Genomic DNA, 18,733 nt, shown 5'->3' with positions numbered 1-18,733 from the left:
ACTCCAGTGGCAACACCCGCGGGTCACGCAACTGCCGTGCCCCGCCTCCTCCAGCCACTGCCCACGAAGCCGGCGCGCGAGGTCGTCCGCGAGTACGGCAGGGTCGGGAGGCGCGAGCCTGAGAAGCCCCGGCGGCGGGCTCCCCGGCGGACCGGCCGAGGAGCCCGCCGTGGCACGACCGCCGGCGCGGGGCCGCCCGTGAGGCCGGGCGGTCAGCCGATGAACGACTCGGGGCCGAAGCGCCCCCAGGCCAGGAAGGCGGCCAGGGCGAGATAGGTCAGGTTCAGCGCGGCGTGCAGGGACTCCTTGCGGCGCAGGGTCACGACCGCCGCCCCCGCCATGATCAGCACTACGCCGACGGCCGCCAGCGGCACCAGCACGGGCGCGATGTCGAGCGTGGCGGGCAGGATCAGGCCGACGGCGGCCAGGAGCTCGACCGCTCCGAGGGCCTTGACGAGGCCGGGGCTGAACAGCAGGACCCAACCCCCGCCAGGGGCCTTGGCCAGCTTCTCGTAGGGGAGGAGCAGCTTGTTCGCGCCGGCGATCAGGAAGACGGCGGCCATCAGTCCGGCGATGATCCACAGGGCGAGGTTCATGGGGGCGCTCCTTGAGGTGTTGCACTCGTTGCGGTAACTCGTCGCCCACAAGGCACCGTTGACGCGATGTCTGTGACAGCCCGCCTGTGTGATGTGGGACACACGTTGCTGTGATCGTCCGCACCCGTGATTGATCATGGGCCGGTCCGCAGTCGAGTCGAGGAGACAGGAGCTGACCATGGGGGGCCAAGTCGGCGGTGACGGTGGGGTCGTGGACGGGGACGGCGGTCCGGACGCCGCCACCCGGGCGTTCGTCGCCCACCGCAATCTGCTGTTCACCGTCGCCTACGAGATGCTCGGCTCGGCGGCCGACGCCGAGGACGTCGTCCAGGAGACCTGGCTGCGCTGGACCGCCGTCGACCTCGACACGGTGCGGGACCACCGCGCCTACCTGGTGCGGATCACCACCCGTCAGGCACTCAACCGGATGCGCACGCTCAGCCGCCGCAAGGAGTCCTACGTCGGCTCCTGGCTGCCCGAGCCGCTGCTGACCGCGCCCGACGTGGCCGACGACGTCGAACTGGCCGACAGCGTCTCCATGGCGATGCTGCTCGTGCTGGAGACCCTCGCACCCGCCGAGCGCGCGGTCTTCGTGCTGCGCGAGGTCTTCGACCTGCCCTACGACGAGATCGCCGACGCCGTCGAGAAGACCCCCGCCGCGGTCCGCCAGATCGCCCACCGCGCACGGTCGCACGTCGCGGCCCGACGGCCGCGCGGCACCACCTCCGCGTCCCAGAGCCGGGCGGCCCTCGACGCCTTCCAACGGGCCGTCGAGACCGGCGACTTGCAAGGGTTCTTCGACGTCCTCGCGCCGGACGTCGTCATCCTGAGCGACGGCGGCGGCATCCGGCAGGCCGCCGTGCGGCCCATCGTGGGCCTGGACAAGGTGTCCCGCCTGCTGGCCGGCGGCCTGGGCAAGGTCGGCTCCACGCTGTCGGTCGAGCCGGTCCAGGTCAACGGCGCCCCGGCGCTGGTCCTGTGGCGCGACGGCGAGCTCGACACCGTCATGACGCTGCGCATCGACGAAGGCCGCGTCACCGGGATCTACTTCGTGCGCAACCCCGAGAAGCTGTCCCGAGTGGAACAGGAGAACGCCGTGGGCCGCTGAGCCGGGGCGGGAACTCCCCGCCGTGCGGCGGGGTGAGTCCGTAGAGTTCCTGGCACACAGCTCGGATCGGGGAGGGTGGGGCAGGGTGACGGACTCCTGGGAACGGGCCCGGCGGATTCTCGCGACGGCGGGCCTGCCGCCCGAACGTCTCGCCCGTGTACGCGTGTTGACCGGCGGCACGTACAACACCGTCGAGGAGCTGCGCCTCACCGACGGCAGCCGCTACGTACTGAAGGTGCCGCCTCCGCCCACCGTCCCGGGGCTGCGGCACGAACGTGAACTCCTCGTGTCCGAGGCGGAGTTCTACCGCGCGGCCGCCACCGTCGGCGTACATGCGCCGCGCGTGGTGGCCTTCGCGGAGCGAGAACTGCTCATGACCGCCTGCCCCGGCGACCCCTGGGACGACTCGTTCACGGACGCCGAACAGGAGGACCTGCGCACGGAGTTGGGACGCCAGGTGGCCCGCCTCCACCGCGTCACCGGGCCGGGTTTCGGCTATCCGTCCGGCGCCCTCGGCCCGCTCGCCCCCGACTGGCGCACCGCCGTCGGCGGGATGCTCGACGCCGTCCTCGACGACGCCCGGCACTACGGCGCCCGGCTGCCCCGCCCCGCCGACGAGGTGGCCCGCACGCTCCGGGCTGCCTACCCGGCCCTCGACGACGTCACCGTCCCGCGTCTGGTCCACTTCGACCTGTGGCCGGGCAACATCCTGGTCGACCGTTCGACGGGCACGCCCCGCATCGGCGGCCTCATCGACGGCGAGCGCATGTTCTGGGGCGACCCGGTGGCCGAATTCGTCTCCCTGGCCCTGCTGGGGGACATCGAGAAGGACGAGGGGTTCCTCGCGGGCTACCGGGAGGCCGGCGGCCGGGTCGACTTCGACACCGCGACCCGGATCCGGCTGGCCCTCTACCGCGCCTACCTCTACCTGATCATGATCACCGAGACGGTCCCGCGCGGCCCCGACGCCGGACGCGACCGCTGGGTACAGGAAGCGGTTGCCCCGGAACTGGTCGCGGCGCTCGACGAGATCGAGGATCTGACCCGCACCGCCTGAGCCGCCCGCCGCCCGGAGAGGTATCTTCCAGGTCGGACGGGGTACGAAGGGAGCCACATGGCGGGGCGGAACGGGCGCACGGTACGCGATCTCAGACGGGCCAACCGCGCGGCCGTCCTCAAGCGCCTCTACTTCGACGGCCCCCTCAGCCGCTTCGAGCTCGGCCCGGTCACCGGACTGAGTTCCGGCTCGGTCAGCAACGTGGTGGCCGACCTGATCGCCGACGGCCTGCTGGAGGAGGCCGGCAGCGTCGAATCCGACGGCGGCCGGCCCCGCACCCTGCTCCGGGTGGCCCCCGGCAGCGGCCACATGATCGGCGTCGACGTCGGGGAGACCCGGGTCCGCGTCGAGCTGTTCGACCTGGCCCTCACCGAACTCGCCCGCACGGAACGGCCGTTGGAGCGCCAGGGATACGAGGTCGAGGTCGTCGTCGGTCACATCCGCGAGGGCGTCGCCGAGGTGCTCGCGCACGCCGGCATCGCCCCCGATCGGCTCCTCGGCGTGGGCATCGGCGTCCCCGGCATCGTCGAGCACACGCCCGACCGCGGAGCCGTCGTCCACGGACAGACGATCGGCTGGGACGCGGTGCCGCTGGAGTCGCTCCTGCGGGAGGGCTGCGAGCTCCCCGACACCGTCCCGTACTTCATCGACAACGGCGCCAGGACCCTCGGCCAGGCCGAGATGTGGTTCGGCGGCGGACGCGGCGCCCGCAGCGCCGTCGTCGTCCTGTTCGGCTCCGGCGTCGGCGCCTGCCTCGTCACCCCCGAGGCCGAGCACGGGCGGGCCATCGAATGGGGGCATCTGACGGTACGGGTCAGGGGGCGCCGCTGCCGGTGCGGCGCGCTCGGCTGCCTGGAGGCGTACGCGGGGGCCGAGGCCCTCCTCGACCGCTGGCGCGAGGCGGGCGGGCAGCCGCCGGAGACCGCCGACCAGGAGAGCGGCCTGGCCGCGCTGGCCGCCGCGGCGGATCCGGCCGACGGCGGCCCGGCCGACCCGGCGGCCCGTGCCGTACTGGAGGAGACCGCCGAGTACGTCGGCGCCGGTCTCTCCGACCTGATCAACCTCTTCCAGCCCGAACGCATCCTGATCGGCGGCTGGGCCGGCCTCCGGCTCGGCGCCCGGCTGCTGCCCGACGTACGCCGCCACGCGTCCGCGTACGCCCTGCGCCACCCGGCCGAGCGGGTCACGATCGAGCTCGGCGGGCTGGGGCCGGAGGCGGTCACCGTGGGGGCCGCGGTCCTGCCGCTCGCCGACTTCTTCGCCCGCGGCGGCCGCCGCGCCGACCCCGAGCCCGAGGGCGCGCCGCCCGCCTGGCGCACGGCCCTGGAGGAGCGCGCCACGCACTGACGTTTCGCCGGCCGCCCGGGAGGTACTCGCGCGACCCCGGACCGCAAGAGGAACGCGTGGGAAGGAGGACGCCGTGGCCGACCGTCGCTTCGAAGAGCCCGCGGACAACGGCGGAACCGTCCCGAGGGACATGCCGGACCAGCAGGTCGGTGCGGGCGAGGACCCGTGGGACGTGGACCCCGCCGACGTGGACGAGGAAACCGACGACGTCCCCGGCGCCGACGAGGCCGGGGCGGGCCGGCAGTCCGGCCCCAGGTCGGCCTCCGTCCACCCCGAGCAGCCGGTGCCGGACGAGTCCTCGGCCTGACCCCGTCAGCTCGCCTTGCGCCCACGCAGCGGCTCGGTGTCGGCACCCTCGCCCTGCTGGATGCCGAGCAGGAACTCCTCCAGCACCTCGGGCGCCGTGTGCCGCGGACGCCAGCCCAGCTCCGTGCGCGCCCGGGCGCAGTCCAGCAGGGGCAGCCTGAGGGCCGCGTCGAACAGCTGCGGCGAGGCCGGCAGGATGTGCAGCCCCCACGCCGCGGCGATGGCCGAGCGGGCCGCCGTACGCGGCAGCCGCACCGGGCGGGCGCCGAACATCTCGCCCAGCAGCTCCGCGTCGACCGGCGGCTCGGCCGCCAGATTGAAGGCGCCCCGCACGTCGGAGTGGATCGCGAGCCGGTACGCCTCAGCCGCGTCGTCCGTGTGGAGCGCCTGGACCCGCAGCCCGGGGATGTCGGGCAGGAACGGCAGCATGTGCGGCCGCACCAGAGGGCCGGGCAGGAAACGCCCGCCGAAGATCCGGCGCTGCTCGCTCGCCGACTCCCGCTTGAAGAGGAACGCGGGCCGCATCCGCACCACCCGCACCTCCGGGTGGTCGCGCTCAAAGGTGTCCAGGGTCCGCTCCAGATAGGCCTTCTCCCGGCAGTACGCGGCGTCCGGCCAGCCGTGCGTCGGCCACGACTCGTCCACGGCGTGGTCCTTCGGCCCCGGCGAGTACGCCCCGACCGACGACGCGTGGATCAGCGCCGGCACCCCGGCGGCAGCCACCGCGTCGAACACGCGGATCGAGCCGAGCACGTTCGTGCGCCAGGTCACCGCCGGCTCGTGAGTCGGCTGGAACGCCCAGGCCAGATGGACGACGGCGGCGGCGCCCGCGAACCGCTCTGCGAGCTCCGACCCGTCGGCGGACAGGTCGACCGCGGACCACTGTGTCTTCGGGGGCGACCAGCCGGGGATCCTGCGGGCCAGCCCCAGCACGGATCCGACCTCCGCGTCCTCCGAGAGGAGACGCACCACGCTCGTGCCGACATTGCCGGTGGCGCCCGTGACGACGATCCTGCTGCTCACCTTGGACTCCTCTCGACCGCTGTCGGGGCACCCCGAGTACCCGGTGGACACGGATGCACGCGACACGCGGCTTGCGTTCCAGGCATGCCTCATTCATCCTACGCATGAGCAGGGGTAGGGTGGGCCGGGTGGGACTGTCCTTGGGAGAGCGGGTGCGGTCGGCCGTCGCCGCCCTGATGCATGCGACGGGCGAGTCGCAGACGGACCTGGCGCTGGCGCTCGGCGTGAGCCAGGCGCAGGTGAGCCGACGTCAGTCCGGCAGCGCCGCCTGGAGCCTCGCCGACTGCGACGCGCTGGCCGCGCACTTCGGCATCGATGTACTGGACCTGCTCGCCGGGCCGACCCGCGCGTGCGAGTCCCTGCCGGTACGGCGTCGGCGGCGCCGGGACGCGAGGACGGTGACGGGATGACGGGCTTCGAGGCGATCGACGACCTCCTGGCGAACGCCCGCCAGGAGGTGCCCCTGCCGCCCGCGGAGGAGCGGCGCGCCCTGCGCGAGGGCCTGAACCTCTCCCGTACCCAGGTCGCCCAGGCACTCGGCGTGAGCCCCTCCACCGTCGGCGGCTGGGAATCCGGCCGGGACCCGGGCGGCGCGGTGCGCGAGAAGTACGCGTACTTCCTCGAAGGCGCCCGCACGAAACTGGCGCCGCCGGAGCCCGAGGACAGCGCGCCGGAGCAGCCGGACCCCGGCCGCTCCGAGCCGGGCGACGACGTCGGGACGCTCACCGTCGCCCGCCCCTGTGTGCTGTGCGGCGCGCCCGCGCATCACGAGGTGGCCGGCTTCCCCCAGCACCTGGACCCCGCCGAGTGCGGCACCCCGCCCGCCCCCGAGCCCGTGCAGTCCGTGAAGGTCGCCCCCGTAGGCCGCCGTATGCAGACCGCCTCCGACACCCCCGACCCGATCGGCGAGGCGGTCGCGGCCGCGCTGGCGCAGCATGAGGGCGACGTCGAGGCCGCCACCGCCGCACTGGTCAGGCGGGCCATCCCGGACGCCATGGCGCTGCTGGACGCGACCCGCAAGGGCGGCCGCTACGACGTCGTGGCGCACCCCTGGATCCCGGACGTCCTGCGCAAGCAGACCGCCCGCGGATCCGACAGCATCTGGGAGGCCCGCCCCAAGTGGGCCCGTACCGAACTGCCGCCCGGCGCCCACGAGGTGACCGCGCTCGACATCAACGGCGCCTATCTCAGCGCATTGAAGACGCACCTCCCCATCGGCCAGCTGGAGCACTCCACCGGCTTCGGCCACGACCGGCGCCGGGCCGGCGTCCACCTGATCACCCCGCCCGCGTGGGAGCACGAGGCGTATCTGCCCAACCCGCTCGGCAACCGGGACGAACCCGGCCCGCTGTGGGTCACCGAACCCACCCTGCGCCTGCTGCTGCGCCTGTCGGGACCGAAGTACGGCTTGTGCGAAGCGCCGCAGATCCACGAGTCGTTCACCTCGGGGGCCACGGAGAACCTGCTGGAGAAGTTCCGTATCGCCATGAAGGACGCCCGTGACCGGGCGATCGCCGAGGACGACGAGGTGACGCTGGAGTACGTGAAGGCCATGTACGCCAAGTTCGTCTCCACGATGGGGGAGTCGAACTACAACCGGGAGCTGTACCGCCCCGACTGGATGCACCTCATCCGCTCGCAGGCCTTCGCCAACCTCTGGACCAAGGCGTACAAGGCGCATGACGAGGGTCTGACGGTCGTCCGCGCGATGGGCACCGACGAGCTGCATGTGATCGGCGACTGGCGGCGCGTCTTCCCGGAGGGGCGCGGGGTCACCGAGGTGAAGGTCAAGGACGTCTACTCCGTCGGCGAGAGCGACTGACCCGCCGCGCCGCGCCGCGCGCCCAGCGCCTGGCGGGCAGGAGAAAGCCCCGACCGCGACGGGGGAATCACGGTCGGGGCGGACCAAGGGCGGGTACGGATGGCGGTCGCCTCTCGGCGAAAGGCGCCACAGGGCTTCAGCCGAACGATCGTCCCTGTGAGCAAAGGTGAGGCCCGGGGACACTGTCCCATCCGTACCCACGCCTCGTTCAACGGGCAACCACCCCCGGGTGTTCCGTGCTCCGGCCCGTTTTGGGGTGATCTGCATCACCGGTCGCCGGCCTGGCGCTCCCGGGTCCAGGCCAGCAGCTCCGGAAGCGACCACGTGGTGACGACGCGGTCGGCCGGCACCCCGCACTCCTCGGCCCGGGCGCAGCCGAGGATCTGCCAGTCCAGCTGGCCGGGCGCGTGGGCGTCGGTGTCGATGGAGAACAGCACTCCCGCCGCGACCGCCCGGCGCAGCAGGCGCCGTGGTGGGTCCAGCCGCTCGGGGCGGCTGTTGATCTCCACGGCCGTGCCGGTCTCGGCGCACGCGGCGAACACCTCCTCCGCGTCGAACTCGGACTCGGGCCGCCCCCGCCCGGTGACCAGCCGCCCGGTGCAGTGCCCGAGCACGTCGGAGTGCGGATTGCGGACCGCGGCCACCATGCGGCGGGTCATCGAGCGGGCGTCCATGCGCAGCTTGGAGTGGACCGAGACCACCACGACGTCGAGCCGCTCCAGCAGCTCCGGCTCCTGGTCGAGCGTGCCGTCGTCGAGGATGTCGCACTCGATCCCGGTCAGCAGCCGGAACGGCGCCCAGGTCTCGTTCAGCGCCGCCACCACCTCCAGCTGCTCGCGCAGCCGCTCGGGCGACAGGCCCCGGGCCACCGTCAGACGCGGGGAGTGGTCGGTGAGCGCCGCCCACTCGTGCCCGAGCGCGGCCGCCGCCCGGCCCATCTCCTCGATCGGGCTGCCGCCGTCGGACCAGTCGGAGTGCAGATGGCAGTCCCCGCGCAGCAGCGCCCGCAGCCCGGCGCCGCCGCCGTCGTCGTCGTACGGGCTCCCGGTCTCGCCCTCCAGCTTCTCCAGATAGCCGGGCACCTGCCCGGCCAGCGCCTCTCGCACCACCTGCGCCGTCTTCGGGCCGACCCCGCGCAGCGTCTCCAGCGTCCCGGCGGCGGCCCGCTCGCGCAGCTCCGCCTCCGGCAGCGCCGCCAGCACCCGGGCCGCGGTGCGAAAGGCCCGTACCCGATAGGTGGGCGCCAGTGACCGCTCCAGCAGGAAGGCGATCCGGTCCAGTGCCTCGACGGGATCCATCGCCACCTCCCCCTCCAGGGTTCCCCAGCGCCGCGGACGGCGCACCGCGGGCGGGGCCCGAGAGGGCGCAGTGGCTGATCGGGTGAGCTGTCCGGTTGGCAATTGGCGGATGCGTTCTACGCTCTATTGCATGACCGAAATCGCGAGCCCGTACATCTCCCATCCGCGGATCATGGTGCTCGGGGTGCAGCCGGGCACGCCGCCGTTCCGCATCGTGGAGATCGACGGCATGGTGGTCGGTGAGGCGAGAGCCCTCATCGACGTACTGGAGACCGCCGCCGCGTACGGCATCACCGTCCACGACCTGGACGATCCGGACGTGGTGAGGTGGGTCGGCGGCGACAAGTTCACCTGGACCCGGCACTAACCCGGACCCGGCACCAGGACCGCTCAGCCCACGGTCCATTTCTGGTTGGCGCCGCCGGTGCAGGTCCAGATCTGCAGCCGGGTGCCGTTGGCCGAGTTGTTGCCGGTCACGTCCAGACACTTGTCGGCCTGTGGGTTGACGATGTCGCGCGCCGCGGTGACGGTCCACTTCTGGTTGGCGCCGCCGGTGCAGTCCCACAGCTGGACGGTCGTGCCGTCCGCGGTGCCGTTCCCGGTCGCGTCCAGACACTTGCCGAGCGCCCGGAGCGTGCCGTCGCCGCCGGCGGTCCACTGCTGGGCGGCGGTGCCGTTGCAGTCGTAGAGCTGGACGGGGGTGCCGTTGGCGGGGTTGGCGCCGGCGACGTCCACGCACTTTCCGGCGAGCCCCCTGATCGGCACGCCGGCGGCGGAGTCGCTCGTCGTCACCGACACATGGTCCACCACGAGCTGCTGCGGGAAGACGGTGGAGCCGTCCGGGTCGCCGGGCCAGTAGCCGCCCACCGCCAGGTTCAGGATCAGGAAGAACGGCTTGTTGAACACCCAGGTGCGGCCGCCGAGGTCCGCGGGTGTGCGCCGCTGGTAGACGTTGCCGTCCACCGACCAGGTGATCGAGTCCGGTGCCCAGTCGACGGCGAAGGTGTGGAAGGCGTCCGCGAAGGCCTGGCCGTTCGGCAGGGAGTAGGCCGCGCCGATGCCGCCCGCGCCGGAGTAGCCGGGGCCGTGGAGCGTGCCGTGGACGGTGGACGGCTCGAACCCCACGTTCTCCATGACGTCGATCTCACCCGAGTCCGGCCAGTTGACCGGTGTGCCGAGCATCCAGAACGCCGGCCACATGCCCTGTCCGCGCGGGACCTTCATCCGCGCCTCGACATGCCCGTACTGTGCGGTGAACTTCCCCGCGGTGTTGATCCGGGCGGAGGTGTACTGGCAGGTGCCGTACCAGCACTGGTAGTTGGCCGGGTTCTCCCGCCGGGCCGTGATGACCAGATGGCCCTGGCCGTCGAGGGCGGCGTTGCGGTTGCCGGCCGTGTAGTACTGGCGTTCGTGGTTGTTGACGTTGTCGCCGGTCTCGACCTGCCACTTCGAGGAGTCGACGGCCGTTCCGGCGGGCCCGTCGAAGGTGTCGGAGAACGTCACGGCGGCCACGCCGACGCCCGGGTCCTCCGCCCGGGCGGGGCCGACCGCCACCGACGCGACGAGCGCGCCGGACAGGGCGGCGAGAAGGATTCTGCGCAGTGAGCGGGGGGAGACCATGGCGCTCCCTTCCGTCGGGTGCCCGAGGGGACGGGTGCGCCGACCGAGGTGGGGGTGAAGGTGTCGCTTCTTGATTTAAGGAGTGAGATAAGTGCGCGTCAATACCTTGGTACGGACCAGTAGTTGAGCGAGCCCGGGCACCCCTCGCCGGCGGCTCAGACCCCGGCCTGGTCCAGGGCGCTCTGCAGGGACTGCCGGTAGCCCTGGCTGGTGTACGTGGCGCCGGACACGGTGTCGATGTCCGCGCTCTGCGCCTGGAGGGTCTCCTGGTTGAGCGTGGGGACCGCCGAGGCGGAGATCTCCCTGCTGCGCGGCGCCTCGCTGGGGGACTGGACGGCGCTCGCGCCGGTGATCCTGCCGTCGGTGAGGGTGATCCGCACCTGGACCGGCCCGTACTTCGTCTCGGCCGCGACCCCGGTGACCGTGCGCGTGGTGGGCGCGGCCGAGGTGGTCTTCGGCGGCGCCGGGGCGCTGGTGGTCTTCGTCGGGGCGGCCGACGTCGCCGTGGCGGACGGGCTGCGCTTCTTCCCGGGGGTCCTCGACGGCGAGGCCGACGCGGAGGGAGAGTGCGAGGACGCCGAGGGGGACACCGCTGACACGGCGGCGCTCGGCGTGATCGTCGGCTCGGCCTGCGCCACCGCCGGGTCCGTGGTCGGCTTGAGCGCGAGCAGCAGCACGATGCCCGAGACGGTGCCGACGGTGGCCAGCAGCGCATGCCGGAACGGATGTTTCTTCCTCACGGGACTACCAGCGCATCAGCAGCATCAGCTGTCACATGGGCCTCAGAACTCGAAGGACTCGTGGTGGATCCGGCGGTGCGGGACGCCCGCCTCGCGCAGTGCGGCGTAGGACTCCTCGGCCAGCCCCTGCGGACCGCACAGGTACACGTCGTGACGCGCGATGTCCGGCAGGATCCTGTGCAGCAGCTTCGCGGTGATCGCCGTCCTGCGGCCGTCGGGCCGGTTCACGAGGTACAGCAGTTGCGCCCCGCGCGCGTCGGCGATCGCCTCCAGCTCGTCCCGGAGCGCGAGTTCCTCGGGCGTGCGGGCCCGGTAGAGGAGGGTGAGGTCCCCGGGCGCGCCCGGCAGCGTCTCGAACAGGGCGCGCAGCGGAGTGATGCCGGCGCCGCCCGCGAGCAGCAGCACTTTGCCGCGGCTGCGCCGGGCCGCTGTCATCGCCCCGTACGGTCCCTCCGCCCACACGCGTGTGCCCGGCCGCAGCCGGGCCAGCGCCGCGCTGTGTCCGCCGACGGCCTTGACGGTGATCCGCAGCAGGTCGGGGCGGGGCGGCGCCGACAGCGAGTACGGGTTGGCGCTCCAGCGCAGCCCCTCGGTGAGGAACCGCCAGCGGAAGAACTGCCCCGCCTCGGCTCCCAGCCGATGCAGCCGCCGCCCGCGGATCAGCACCGAGACCACCCCCGGCGCCTCCGGCACCACCGACTCGACCCGCATGCGGTGCCGCAGGTTGAGCCGCACCGGGGTGAGCACGCGGTACCACAGCAGCAGGGCGCAGACCGTGCCGTACAGGGCGTACCAGGCGGCGCGGGCGGTGGCGTCGCCGACGAACTCGGCGCCCGTGCCGAGCTGGTGCCAGAAGGCGAGGTAGACCGCGGCGTAGGTGAGCAGGTGCAGGTAGTACCAGACCTCGTAGCGCATACGGCGCCGCAGGGCACCGGCGGAGACGAAGCCGACGAGGAGCAGCAGGCCCGTGCCGACCGCCGCCTCGATCATGTGCGGGTAGTCGGTGACGACGGACGTTGTCTGCGCCACGATGCCGGTGTCCGCCTGGAGTGCGTATCCGTAGAGGATCAGCACGACGTGGGCGAGGGTCAGCGACAGCGCGTAGCGGCCGGTCCGGGCGTGCCACCGCGTGACACGGTCGGATCCGACCCGTCGTTCGAGCGCGGGCACGCGCGCCATCTGGGCGACCACCAGGGCGATCACATAGCCGGCGAGCAGCCCGGTGATGCGGCCCGCGTGCACCAGCCGGTCGGCGGTGGTCGCGGCGACGGCGGGGGTGTTGCGCCACCACAGCCACAGCACGGCGGCCGCACCCGCCCAGGCGAGCGCCAGCAGGGGTGTCGCGGGAGATCGCCGGGGCCGGACCCGGCGCATGGCCTGGCGTCTGCCCGCCCGGCTGTGCTGGATGGTCGTCAACGCTGGTCTTTCTCTTGCCGGCAGCCTTCGTGTCCCGGGGACCGTACAGCGGACGGACGGCTGAAAACGATCGGGGAAGTGCGGGTGCGAGGCCGGACGCTCCACCCCGGGACCGGGGAGCGGAACGATGCACACTTCCCCGCAGCCACCTACTCCAGCGCACGCACGGGACGCGGTGTCACACCCTCGGTGGCGAAGCGGCCGCCCGGTCCGTTTCGGACACGCCCGCGGTTTCGGCTGTGGCAGACTCGCCGCCCATGCAAGACCGCGACCGGAAGACAAACCACCAGAAAACGCAGCGCCCTTCAGTGGGCGTCGCCTGTCTCGACCAGCGCGGGAAGACCGCGCGGCGCGCGACCGGCTGCACTGCCGGAACGAGGTTCTCCCTACCGGCGTCCGTACCCCGCGCGCTTGCCAGCGCCACCCGCGAAGCGCCCCCGCCCGCCCCCGACAGCGGTCCAACAGCCTCTGAATCCACCGTGATTAACCTCACCCCGAGGACGGCTGCGTGAGTCGCGCGGAACGACGCCGCCACGCCCGTTCCCGCGAGCCCCGCGGCCACTGGAAGCTCCTCGCCCTCACCCTGTCCGTCGTCTTCGCCGTCCTCCTCTTCGAGGGCTGGACCAGCCACGAGGTCGACGCCGCCAAGACACGGATCCCGTGCACGAAGCCCGTACCCGAGGCCGTCGACCGCGGCGGGCCCGTACTGCACCGCATAGACGGCAACCGCGCCGTCTCCTCGGCCGCGCCCGCACGGACCGTCGCGCTCACCTTCGACGGCGGCCCCGACCCCGTCCGGACCCCGCGCCTGCTGAACCTGCTGCGCAAGCACCACGCGCACGCCACCTTCTTCGTCCACGGCGCACGGGCGGCCCGCCACCCGGAGCTGGTCCGGCGGATCCTCGCCGAGGGTCACGAGATCGGCTCGCACACCTACACGGGGGCCGACCTCGGATCCTCGTCGCGGGTGCGCGCCGCGATGGAACTGACGCTCACCCAGAAGACCCTCGCGGGCTCCGCGGGTATCCGCACCGACCTGCTGCGCATGCCGCTGACCACTCAGGTGGACACCCTGTGCGGCGCCGAGTGGACGGCGGCCCGCCGCGCCGCCGCGGACGGCTACGTCGTGGTCGCCGCGGACCGGCCCGACCGCGATCCGGCGCACGGCATGGTCCGCCAGTTCAGCCAGACGGACCTGGCGTACCAGGAGGCCAAGGCCCTGCTCGGCAACGCGCGCGCCGACCGGTTCACCACCGTGACGGACGCGCTCGGCATGCCCCCGGCCGACACACCCGTGTCCACTGCCGAACGCTGGCAGGGCAGGGCGCTGAACTGGGCCACGACCGCCGGACACACCTTCACCGGCGCCATGACCTGGGTGCTGCTCGCGCTGGGCGTCCTCGGTGTGCTGCGGCTGCTGATGCTCACCTTCTTCGCCCGCGCCCACGTCCGGCGCCTGACCCGCTTCCGGCCCGGCGCGCCCTGGCTGCGCGAGATCAACGCGCCCGTGACGGTGCTGGTCCCGGCGTACAACGAAGAGGCCGGCATCGAGTCCACGCTCCACTCGCTGCTCGCGTCCACGCACCCGTACCTGGAGGTCATCGTCATCGACGACGGCTCGACGGACCGGACCGCGGACCTCGCCACCTGGATCGACGACCCCCGCGTCCGGGTGATCCGGCAGCCCAACTCGGGCAAGGCCGCGGCGCTCAACACCGGCCTGGCGAACGCCTCGTACGACATCGTGGTGATGGTCGACGCCGACACCGTCTTCGAACCCGACGCCCTGCACCGGCTCATCCAGCCGCTCGCCCACCCTGCCGTCGGCGCCGTCAGCGGCAACACCAAGGTGGGCAACCGGCGCGGCCTGCTGGGCAGATGGCAGCACCTGGAGTACGTCTTCGGCTTCAACCTCGACCGGCGGATGTTCGAGGTGCTGGAGTGCATGCCGACGGTGCCGGGAGCCATCGGCGCCTTCCGCCGGGACGCGCTCCTGGGCGTCGGCGGGGTGAGCGAGGACACCCTCGCCGAGGACACCGACCTGACGATGGCCCTGTGGCGGGCCGGCTGGCGGGTGGTCTACGAGGAGTCGGCCGTCGCCTGGACCGAAGTACCCACCTCGCTGCGGCAGTTGTGGCGCCAGCGTTACCGCTGGTGCTACGGCACGCTCCAGGCGATGGGCAAGCACCGCGGGGCCCTGACGGAAGTGGGCCCGGCCGGGCGCTTCGCCCGCCGCGGACTGACGTATCTGATGCTGTTTCAGGTGATCCTGCCGCTGATCGCCCCGGTCGTGGACCTCTTCGCGCTGTACGGGGCGCTCTTCATGGACCCCGCGCAGTCGGTGGGGGTGTGGCTGGCCTTCCTCGCCGTCCAACTGCTGTGCGCCGGACACGCGTTGCGGCTCGACGGGGAGAAGCTGCGGGCCCTGTGGTCGATGCCGTTCCAGCTCTTCGTCTACCGGCAGCTGATGTACCTGGTCGTCATCCAGTCCGTGGTCGCCCTGCTGGGCGGCACCCGGCTGAAGTGGCAGCGCATGCAGCGCTCCGGGACGGCCGCGGCCGAACAGCTCAGACAGCCGGTCGCCGCACGGGAGTTGTCGTCGAGGTGAGGCACCATGAGTGAACCCCGCGTGATCACGGGACGGATAGTCGGCGCAGAGGTCGTCACCGAGGACGCACCGCCCTACGAGGAGCACGAACCGGTCCGCGGCGGCCGCAGCCACAGCCTGCGGCCGCCCTGGGTGCGCCCCAGCCGGCGCCGCCGGGTCGCCCGTCTGCTGGCGCTCCTGCTGTGCGCCCTGCTCGTCACCGGCCTGGGCACCTACGCCTGGGCCGACCTCCGGCTCGACCGGGCGGTCGACCTCGGCGGCGACGCCGGGCGTCCGCCGGACGGGAGGGGGACGACCTACCTGATCGTCGGCTCCGACAGTCGGGACGGACTGTCCGAGCAGGCCAAGGAGGATCTGCACGCCGGCGGCGGCGGGGGCGGCCGCACCGACTCGATGATGCTGCTGCACACCGGCGCCCACGGCACCACGATGGTCAGCCTGCCGCGCGACTCGTGGGTGACGCTGCCGGCGTACCTCGATCCCGGCACCGGCAAGCACCACCGGCCCGCGAAGGACAAACTGAACGCCGCCTACGCCCTGGGCGGCGCCCGGCTCCTCGTGCGCACCGTCGAGCTCAACACCGGCCTGCGCGTGGACCATTACGCCGAGATCGGCTTCGGTGGCTTCGTCGAAGTGGTGGACGCGGTCGGCGGTGTGGACATGTGCGTGGACCGGACCGTCAAGGACGAGAAGTCGGGCCTGGACCTGACCGAGGGCTGCCACACCCTGGACGGCGGCCAGGCGCTCGCGTTCGTCCGGCAGCGGCATCAGGAGGCCGACGGCGACCTCGGGCGCAGCAGGAACCAGCAGAAGTTCCTCGCCGCACTCGCCCGCACGGCGGCCTCGCCGCGCACCGCCCTCGACCCGCTGCGCACCTACCCCCTGCTGGACGCGGCACTGGACACCCTCGTCGTGGACCAGGACATGGAACTGCCCACCCTCGCCGCGCTGTTCCGGGCGATGAGAAGCGTCTCCTCCGGAAACGGCAGACAGCTCACCGTCCCCGTCGCCGGGTCGGGCATCAGCACGTCCAAGGGCAGCGCCCTGCGGTGGGACGCGGAGCGGGCGGCGAGGCTCTTCGGCGAGCTGAGGAACGACCGGCCGGTGACTGCCCCCAAGTAAGGCCGCCGTCACGCTTGGTGACGCCGTGACACCTTTGGCCCGCCATCCGATGGGATATGTGTGGGGCTGGTGTTACTCATGGTGCATCTGGTGCAGGTGATGCAGCTGATGTGACGACCTTCACCCTCATGTAGCCGAAAGTGATGAATTCCTTACCCAACGGGCGCGTAAGGGACTGTACGCAGACAACGCGCCACCCTTGGAGGTTTTTCGAGTGCGACCGTTCACCCTCAACTACGTCTGTCCCAGCGGGCTTACGACCATGGTGACGCCGTACCACTTCGACGCCGCACGGCAGTTGAACGTGCTGGCCGACGGCCGCCCGGCGGTGATGGACCGGGAGCTCCTCCTCGCGGCCGGTACGACCACGTCCACCGCGGGTTCCCAGACGCACTTCGACGACTGAGGATCCCTCACCGCATGACCGTACTGATCCTCACGTCCGACGAGGACGTGACCGCCGACATGGTGGTGGCCAGGCTGCACGGGACAGGAACTCCCGTGATGCGCCTGGACCCCGCCGACCTGCCCGGCAGGGCCGTGCTGTCGGCCGACTACGCGCACGGCGACTTCGCCGGCCATCTGTCGGTCAACGGGCACGTGCTCAGCATGGGCGGCCTGCGCTCCGTGTGGCTGCGCAGGCCCGGCGAACCGGCGGCGCACGCGGCACACCCCTCGCCGTGGCTGACCGCCGAGACCCGACAGGCGCTGTTCGGGATGCTCTTCTCCGCCTCCGCGCGCTGGATGAACCATCCGCGCGACGCGGACCGGGCACGCCTGAAGCCCTGGCAGCTGAGGGTTGCCCACCTCAGCGGCTTCGCCGTACCGCCGACCGTGTTCACGACCTCGCCGCGCCTGGCGCGGGAGTTCGCCGAGGAACACCGGGAGGTGGTGGTGAAGTCCGCCTCGGGGCCGCCCCCCGACGAACCGGGGATGGCCCTGCCCACGACGCTGATCGGCCCCGACGCGGACTTCTCCGCCGTCGCGGCCGGTCCCGCGTTGCTCCAGCGGTATGTGCCCAAGCGCGCCGACATCCGGCTGACCTGCGTCGGCGTACAGCAGTTCGCGGCGCGCAAGAGGGCCGACCCCGGCCAGGTCGACGGGCGTTTCGGCGACACCGGGCACGGCTGGGAGCCGGTCGCCGTGCCCGGGCGCATCGGGGGCGCGGTGCGTGAGTACATGCACCTCGCCTCACTGGCGTACGCCGCCTTCGACTTCGCCGAGGACGAGGACGGCGTCTGGTGGTTCCTGGAGTGCAACCAGGGCGGCCAGTTCGGCTTCGTCGAACTGGAGACCGGGCAGCCGATCTCGGCGGCGGTCGCCCACTGGCTGGCCCAGCCGAAGGACACCCCCGTCTAGGGGCGACGCTCCCGCGCATGCACTGCCCGGCCCATCCGCCGCCCCAGCAGCAGATAGCCGAGCAGTGCTCCGGTGGTGTTGAGGATGACGTCGTCGATGTCGAAGGCGCGTCCGGTGACCAGGGCGCCCTGCGCGAACTCGACCAGCAGCATCACGGTCGCCGTCAGGAGCAGCACCCGCAGGACACCGCGCGCCTTCGGCGCGACGACCGGGGCGAGCACTCCGAACGGCACCCCGAGCAGCAGGTTGCCGCCGATCTGCTTGACGGCGTCGCGCAGGGCGGGCTGGTCGAGATAGGCCCGCAGCGAGCGGCCCGGGCGCACATTGGTGTGGGCCAGCGACTCCGAGGCGGGCGAGGGCTGGAGCGTGAGCCGGGCCAGGACGACGGCGAACGCGACCATGAGCGCGAACGCGGCGAGCATGGCCACCAGACGGGCCAGGAACTGAAGGGGGTTGCGCTCGCGTAGGGCGGCACGGGCCATGGGGGATCCTCCAGTCTTCAACTTCCCTTCGTGGTAGGGCGGTTACCCCCACGGCCGCTGATCACGCGGTCCCGTAACGGACGTCCACCTCCTTGAAGCCGAGCGAGCGCAGCAGCCCCTTGAGCATGTCCGTCGTGTTGCTCTCGGCGCGCTTGGTCAGCGCGCTCTCCTTCGCGGCCTCGCCGATGTGCTGTGCGGCGAGCTTCTGCACGGCCTGCTCGCTGTTGGGGTTGTCCGAGAAGAGATCGCCGAGCCGGTCGAACAGCCCGCGCTGCTTGGACACGGCGTAGGAACGGTCGGGGTCGAGTGCGGGTTCGCCGAGCGCCGCGTGCGGCAGCTCGATCGTGGCGGACGTACGGTCCTCGTCGACCCGCACGTCGTCCTTGCCGACCTTGCCGAGGTCGACGTAGGCGTCCACGGTGCCCGCGCCGACGTACAGCGTGCGGGTGCCGCGGATCGCGTCGGGCAGGTACTTGGCGTCCTTCTCCAGGTCCACGACGACCTGGAAGTTGCCCGAGGCGGCGTCGTAGCGGCTGATGTCCTGGATGGATTCCAGCAGTGCGGGGCCCGAGCGGTCTTGGGTCTCCGTGCCGAACAGGTCCTTCAGACCCGGGAGCACGCTCAGCCCGATCCCGGCGAACAGCAGCGCGAGCACCAGCGCGAAGGCGCTCACCGCCTTCGCCCAGCCGGGAATGCGCCTGGACAGGCGCCTGATGGGAGTCGTCATGGCGACGGCCCTCCTTCCTCCTGTCCGAATGCCCCCCAAGAGCCGTATGAGACCGGTCCGTTGGCCGATAGGCGCCCCTGACGGAAGCACACGGGGCGCACT

Annotated in this window: 19 protein-coding genes; 11 read left to right on the top strand and 8 right to left on the bottom strand. The window is 72.3% G+C overall.

All coding sequences use genetic code 11. The features are described 5' to 3' along the window. Nucleotides 1-212: 212 nt before the first annotated feature. Nucleotides 213-596, bottom strand: a complete 384-nt coding sequence (locus tag AB0Q90_RS02445) for a DoxX family protein (protein WP_363162619.1) — start codon at nt 594-596, stop codon at nt 213-215. Nucleotides 597-774: 178 nt separating this feature from the next. Between AB0Q90_RS02445 and AB0Q90_RS02440 the strand changes: the two genes are divergently transcribed. The 4 genes from AB0Q90_RS02440 to AB0Q90_RS02425 all read left to right on the top strand — a co-directional run bounded on the left by AB0Q90_RS02440 (nt 775) and on the right by AB0Q90_RS02425 (nt 4,415). Continuing rightward, nucleotides 775-1,704 (top strand): RNA polymerase sigma-70 factor, encoded by a 930-nt coding sequence (locus AB0Q90_RS02440; protein ID WP_363162620.1) that lies wholly within the window; start codon nt 775-777, stop codon nt 1,702-1,704. Nucleotides 1,705-1,789: 85 nt separating this feature from the next. Next, the gene (locus AB0Q90_RS02435; RefSeq protein ID WP_363162621.1) at nt 1,790-2,761 is read left to right on the top strand and encodes an aminoglycoside phosphotransferase family protein; all 972 of its coding nucleotides are present in this window, start codon (nt 1,790-1,792) and stop codon (nt 2,759-2,761) included. Between the two features lie 57 nt (nt 2,762-2,818). Beyond that, the gene (locus AB0Q90_RS02430) at nt 2,819-4,108 is read left to right on the top strand and encodes an ROK family protein (RefSeq protein WP_363162622.1); all 1,290 of its coding nucleotides are present in this window, start codon (nt 2,819-2,821) and stop codon (nt 4,106-4,108) included. A gap of 73 nt (nt 4,109-4,181) precedes the next feature. Beyond that, the gene (locus tag AB0Q90_RS02425) at nt 4,182-4,415 is read left to right on the top strand and encodes a hypothetical protein (RefSeq protein WP_363162623.1); all 234 of its coding nucleotides are present in this window, start codon (nt 4,182-4,184) and stop codon (nt 4,413-4,415) included. A gap of 5 nt (nt 4,416-4,420) precedes the next feature. Here the strand turns inward: AB0Q90_RS02425 and AB0Q90_RS02420 are convergent, their stop codons facing one another. Further along, on the bottom strand, nt 4,421-5,437 hold the full coding sequence (locus AB0Q90_RS02420) for an SDR family oxidoreductase (RefSeq protein ID WP_363162624.1): 1,017 nt from the start codon (nt 5,435-5,437) through the stop codon (nt 4,421-4,423). A gap of 128 nt (nt 5,438-5,565) precedes the next feature. Between AB0Q90_RS02420 and AB0Q90_RS02415 the strand changes: the two genes are divergently transcribed. Continuing rightward, on the top strand, nt 5,566-5,847 hold the full coding sequence (locus tag AB0Q90_RS02415) for a helix-turn-helix transcriptional regulator (protein ID WP_363162677.1): 282 nt from the start codon (nt 5,566-5,568) through the stop codon (nt 5,845-5,847). Continuing rightward, on the top strand, nt 5,844-7,259 hold the full coding sequence (locus tag AB0Q90_RS02410; RefSeq protein ID WP_363162625.1) for a helix-turn-helix transcriptional regulator: 1,416 nt from the start codon (nt 5,844-5,846) through the stop codon (nt 7,257-7,259). The genes AB0Q90_RS02415 and AB0Q90_RS02410 overlap by 4 nt, the downstream gene beginning before the upstream one ends. Before the next feature lie 266 nt (nt 7,260-7,525). Here AB0Q90_RS02410 and AB0Q90_RS02405 read toward each other — a convergent pair whose 3' ends face one another. Next, entirely contained in the window at nt 7,526-8,557 is a 1,032-nt protein-coding gene (locus AB0Q90_RS02405) for a PHP domain-containing protein (protein ID WP_363162626.1), read from the bottom strand. A 130-nt stretch (nt 8,558-8,687) separates the two neighbouring features. On the opposite strand from AB0Q90_RS02405, the gene AB0Q90_RS02400 reads away from it, so the two are divergent. Further along, nucleotides 8,688-8,924, top strand: coding sequence for a hypothetical protein (locus AB0Q90_RS02400; protein ID WP_363162627.1), 237 nt, complete (start codon nt 8,688-8,690; stop codon nt 8,922-8,924). Nucleotides 8,925-8,947: 23 nt separating this feature from the next. Here AB0Q90_RS02400 and AB0Q90_RS02395 read toward each other — a convergent pair whose 3' ends face one another. The 3 genes from AB0Q90_RS02395 to AB0Q90_RS02385 form a co-directional block, all read right to left on the bottom strand. Further along, on the bottom strand, nt 8,948-10,177 hold the full coding sequence (locus AB0Q90_RS02395) for a family 16 glycosylhydrolase (protein ID WP_363162628.1): 1,230 nt from the start codon (nt 10,175-10,177) through the stop codon (nt 8,948-8,950). A 155-nt stretch (nt 10,178-10,332) separates the two neighbouring features. Continuing rightward, nucleotides 10,333-10,917, bottom strand: a complete 585-nt coding sequence (locus AB0Q90_RS02390) for an FMN-binding protein (RefSeq protein WP_363162629.1) — start codon at nt 10,915-10,917, stop codon at nt 10,333-10,335. A gap of 42 nt (nt 10,918-10,959) precedes the next feature. After that, nucleotides 10,960-12,291 (bottom strand): ferredoxin reductase family protein, encoded by a 1,332-nt coding sequence (locus AB0Q90_RS02385; RefSeq protein ID WP_363162678.1) that lies wholly within the window; start codon nt 12,289-12,291, stop codon nt 10,960-10,962. A gap of 550 nt (nt 12,292-12,841) precedes the next feature. Between AB0Q90_RS02385 and AB0Q90_RS02380 the strand changes: the two genes are divergently transcribed. The 4 genes from AB0Q90_RS02380 (at nt 12,842) to tgmB (ending at nt 17,422) form a co-directional block, all read left to right on the top strand. Next, entirely contained in the window at nt 12,842-14,941 is a 2,100-nt protein-coding gene (locus AB0Q90_RS02380; RefSeq protein WP_363162630.1) for a bifunctional polysaccharide deacetylase/glycosyltransferase family 2 protein, read from the top strand. A 6-nt stretch (nt 14,942-14,947) separates the two neighbouring features. After that, the gene (locus AB0Q90_RS02375) at nt 14,948-16,063 is read left to right on the top strand and encodes an LCP family protein (protein ID WP_363162631.1); all 1,116 of its coding nucleotides are present in this window, start codon (nt 14,948-14,950) and stop codon (nt 16,061-16,063) included. A 214-nt stretch (nt 16,064-16,277) separates the two neighbouring features. Beyond that, nucleotides 16,278-16,469 carry a putative ATP-grasp-modified RiPP gene (gene tgmA, locus AB0Q90_RS02370; protein WP_363162632.1) on the top strand — a complete coding sequence of 64 codons (192 nt, stop codon included), beginning with the start codon at nt 16,278-16,280 and terminating at the stop codon, nt 16,467-16,469. Between the two features lie 14 nt (nt 16,470-16,483). Further along, nucleotides 16,484-17,422 (top strand): ATP-grasp ribosomal peptide maturase, encoded by a 939-nt coding sequence (gene tgmB / locus AB0Q90_RS02365; protein WP_363162633.1) that lies wholly within the window; start codon nt 16,484-16,486, stop codon nt 17,420-17,422. On the opposite strand, the gene AB0Q90_RS02360 is transcribed toward tgmB, so the two are convergent. Together AB0Q90_RS02360 and AB0Q90_RS02355 are read right to left on the bottom strand one after the other, a co-directional pair. Next, complete coding sequence (locus AB0Q90_RS02360; RefSeq protein ID WP_363162634.1) at nt 17,419-17,904, bottom strand: VanZ family protein; 486 nt, start codon at nt 17,902-17,904, stop codon at nt 17,419-17,421. The two genes, tgmB and AB0Q90_RS02360, sit on opposite strands and share 4 nt — an antisense overlap. Nucleotides 17,905-17,965: 61 nt before the next feature. Then, nucleotides 17,966-18,631 carry a DUF4230 domain-containing protein gene (locus AB0Q90_RS02355; RefSeq protein ID WP_363162635.1) on the bottom strand — a complete coding sequence of 222 codons (666 nt, stop codon included), beginning with the start codon at nt 18,629-18,631 and terminating at the stop codon, nt 17,966-17,968. Between the last annotated feature and the right edge of the window lie 102 nt (nt 18,632-18,733).

Origin of the sequence: Streptomyces sp. NPDC079141 (assembly GCF_040686775.1) — a bacterium.
Taxonomy (GTDB): domain Bacteria; phylum Actinomycetota; class Actinomycetes; order Streptomycetales; family Streptomycetaceae; genus Streptomyces.
The sequence above is the reverse complement of the archived record's forward strand: the minus strand, read 5'-3'. Positions and strand labels throughout refer to the sequence as shown.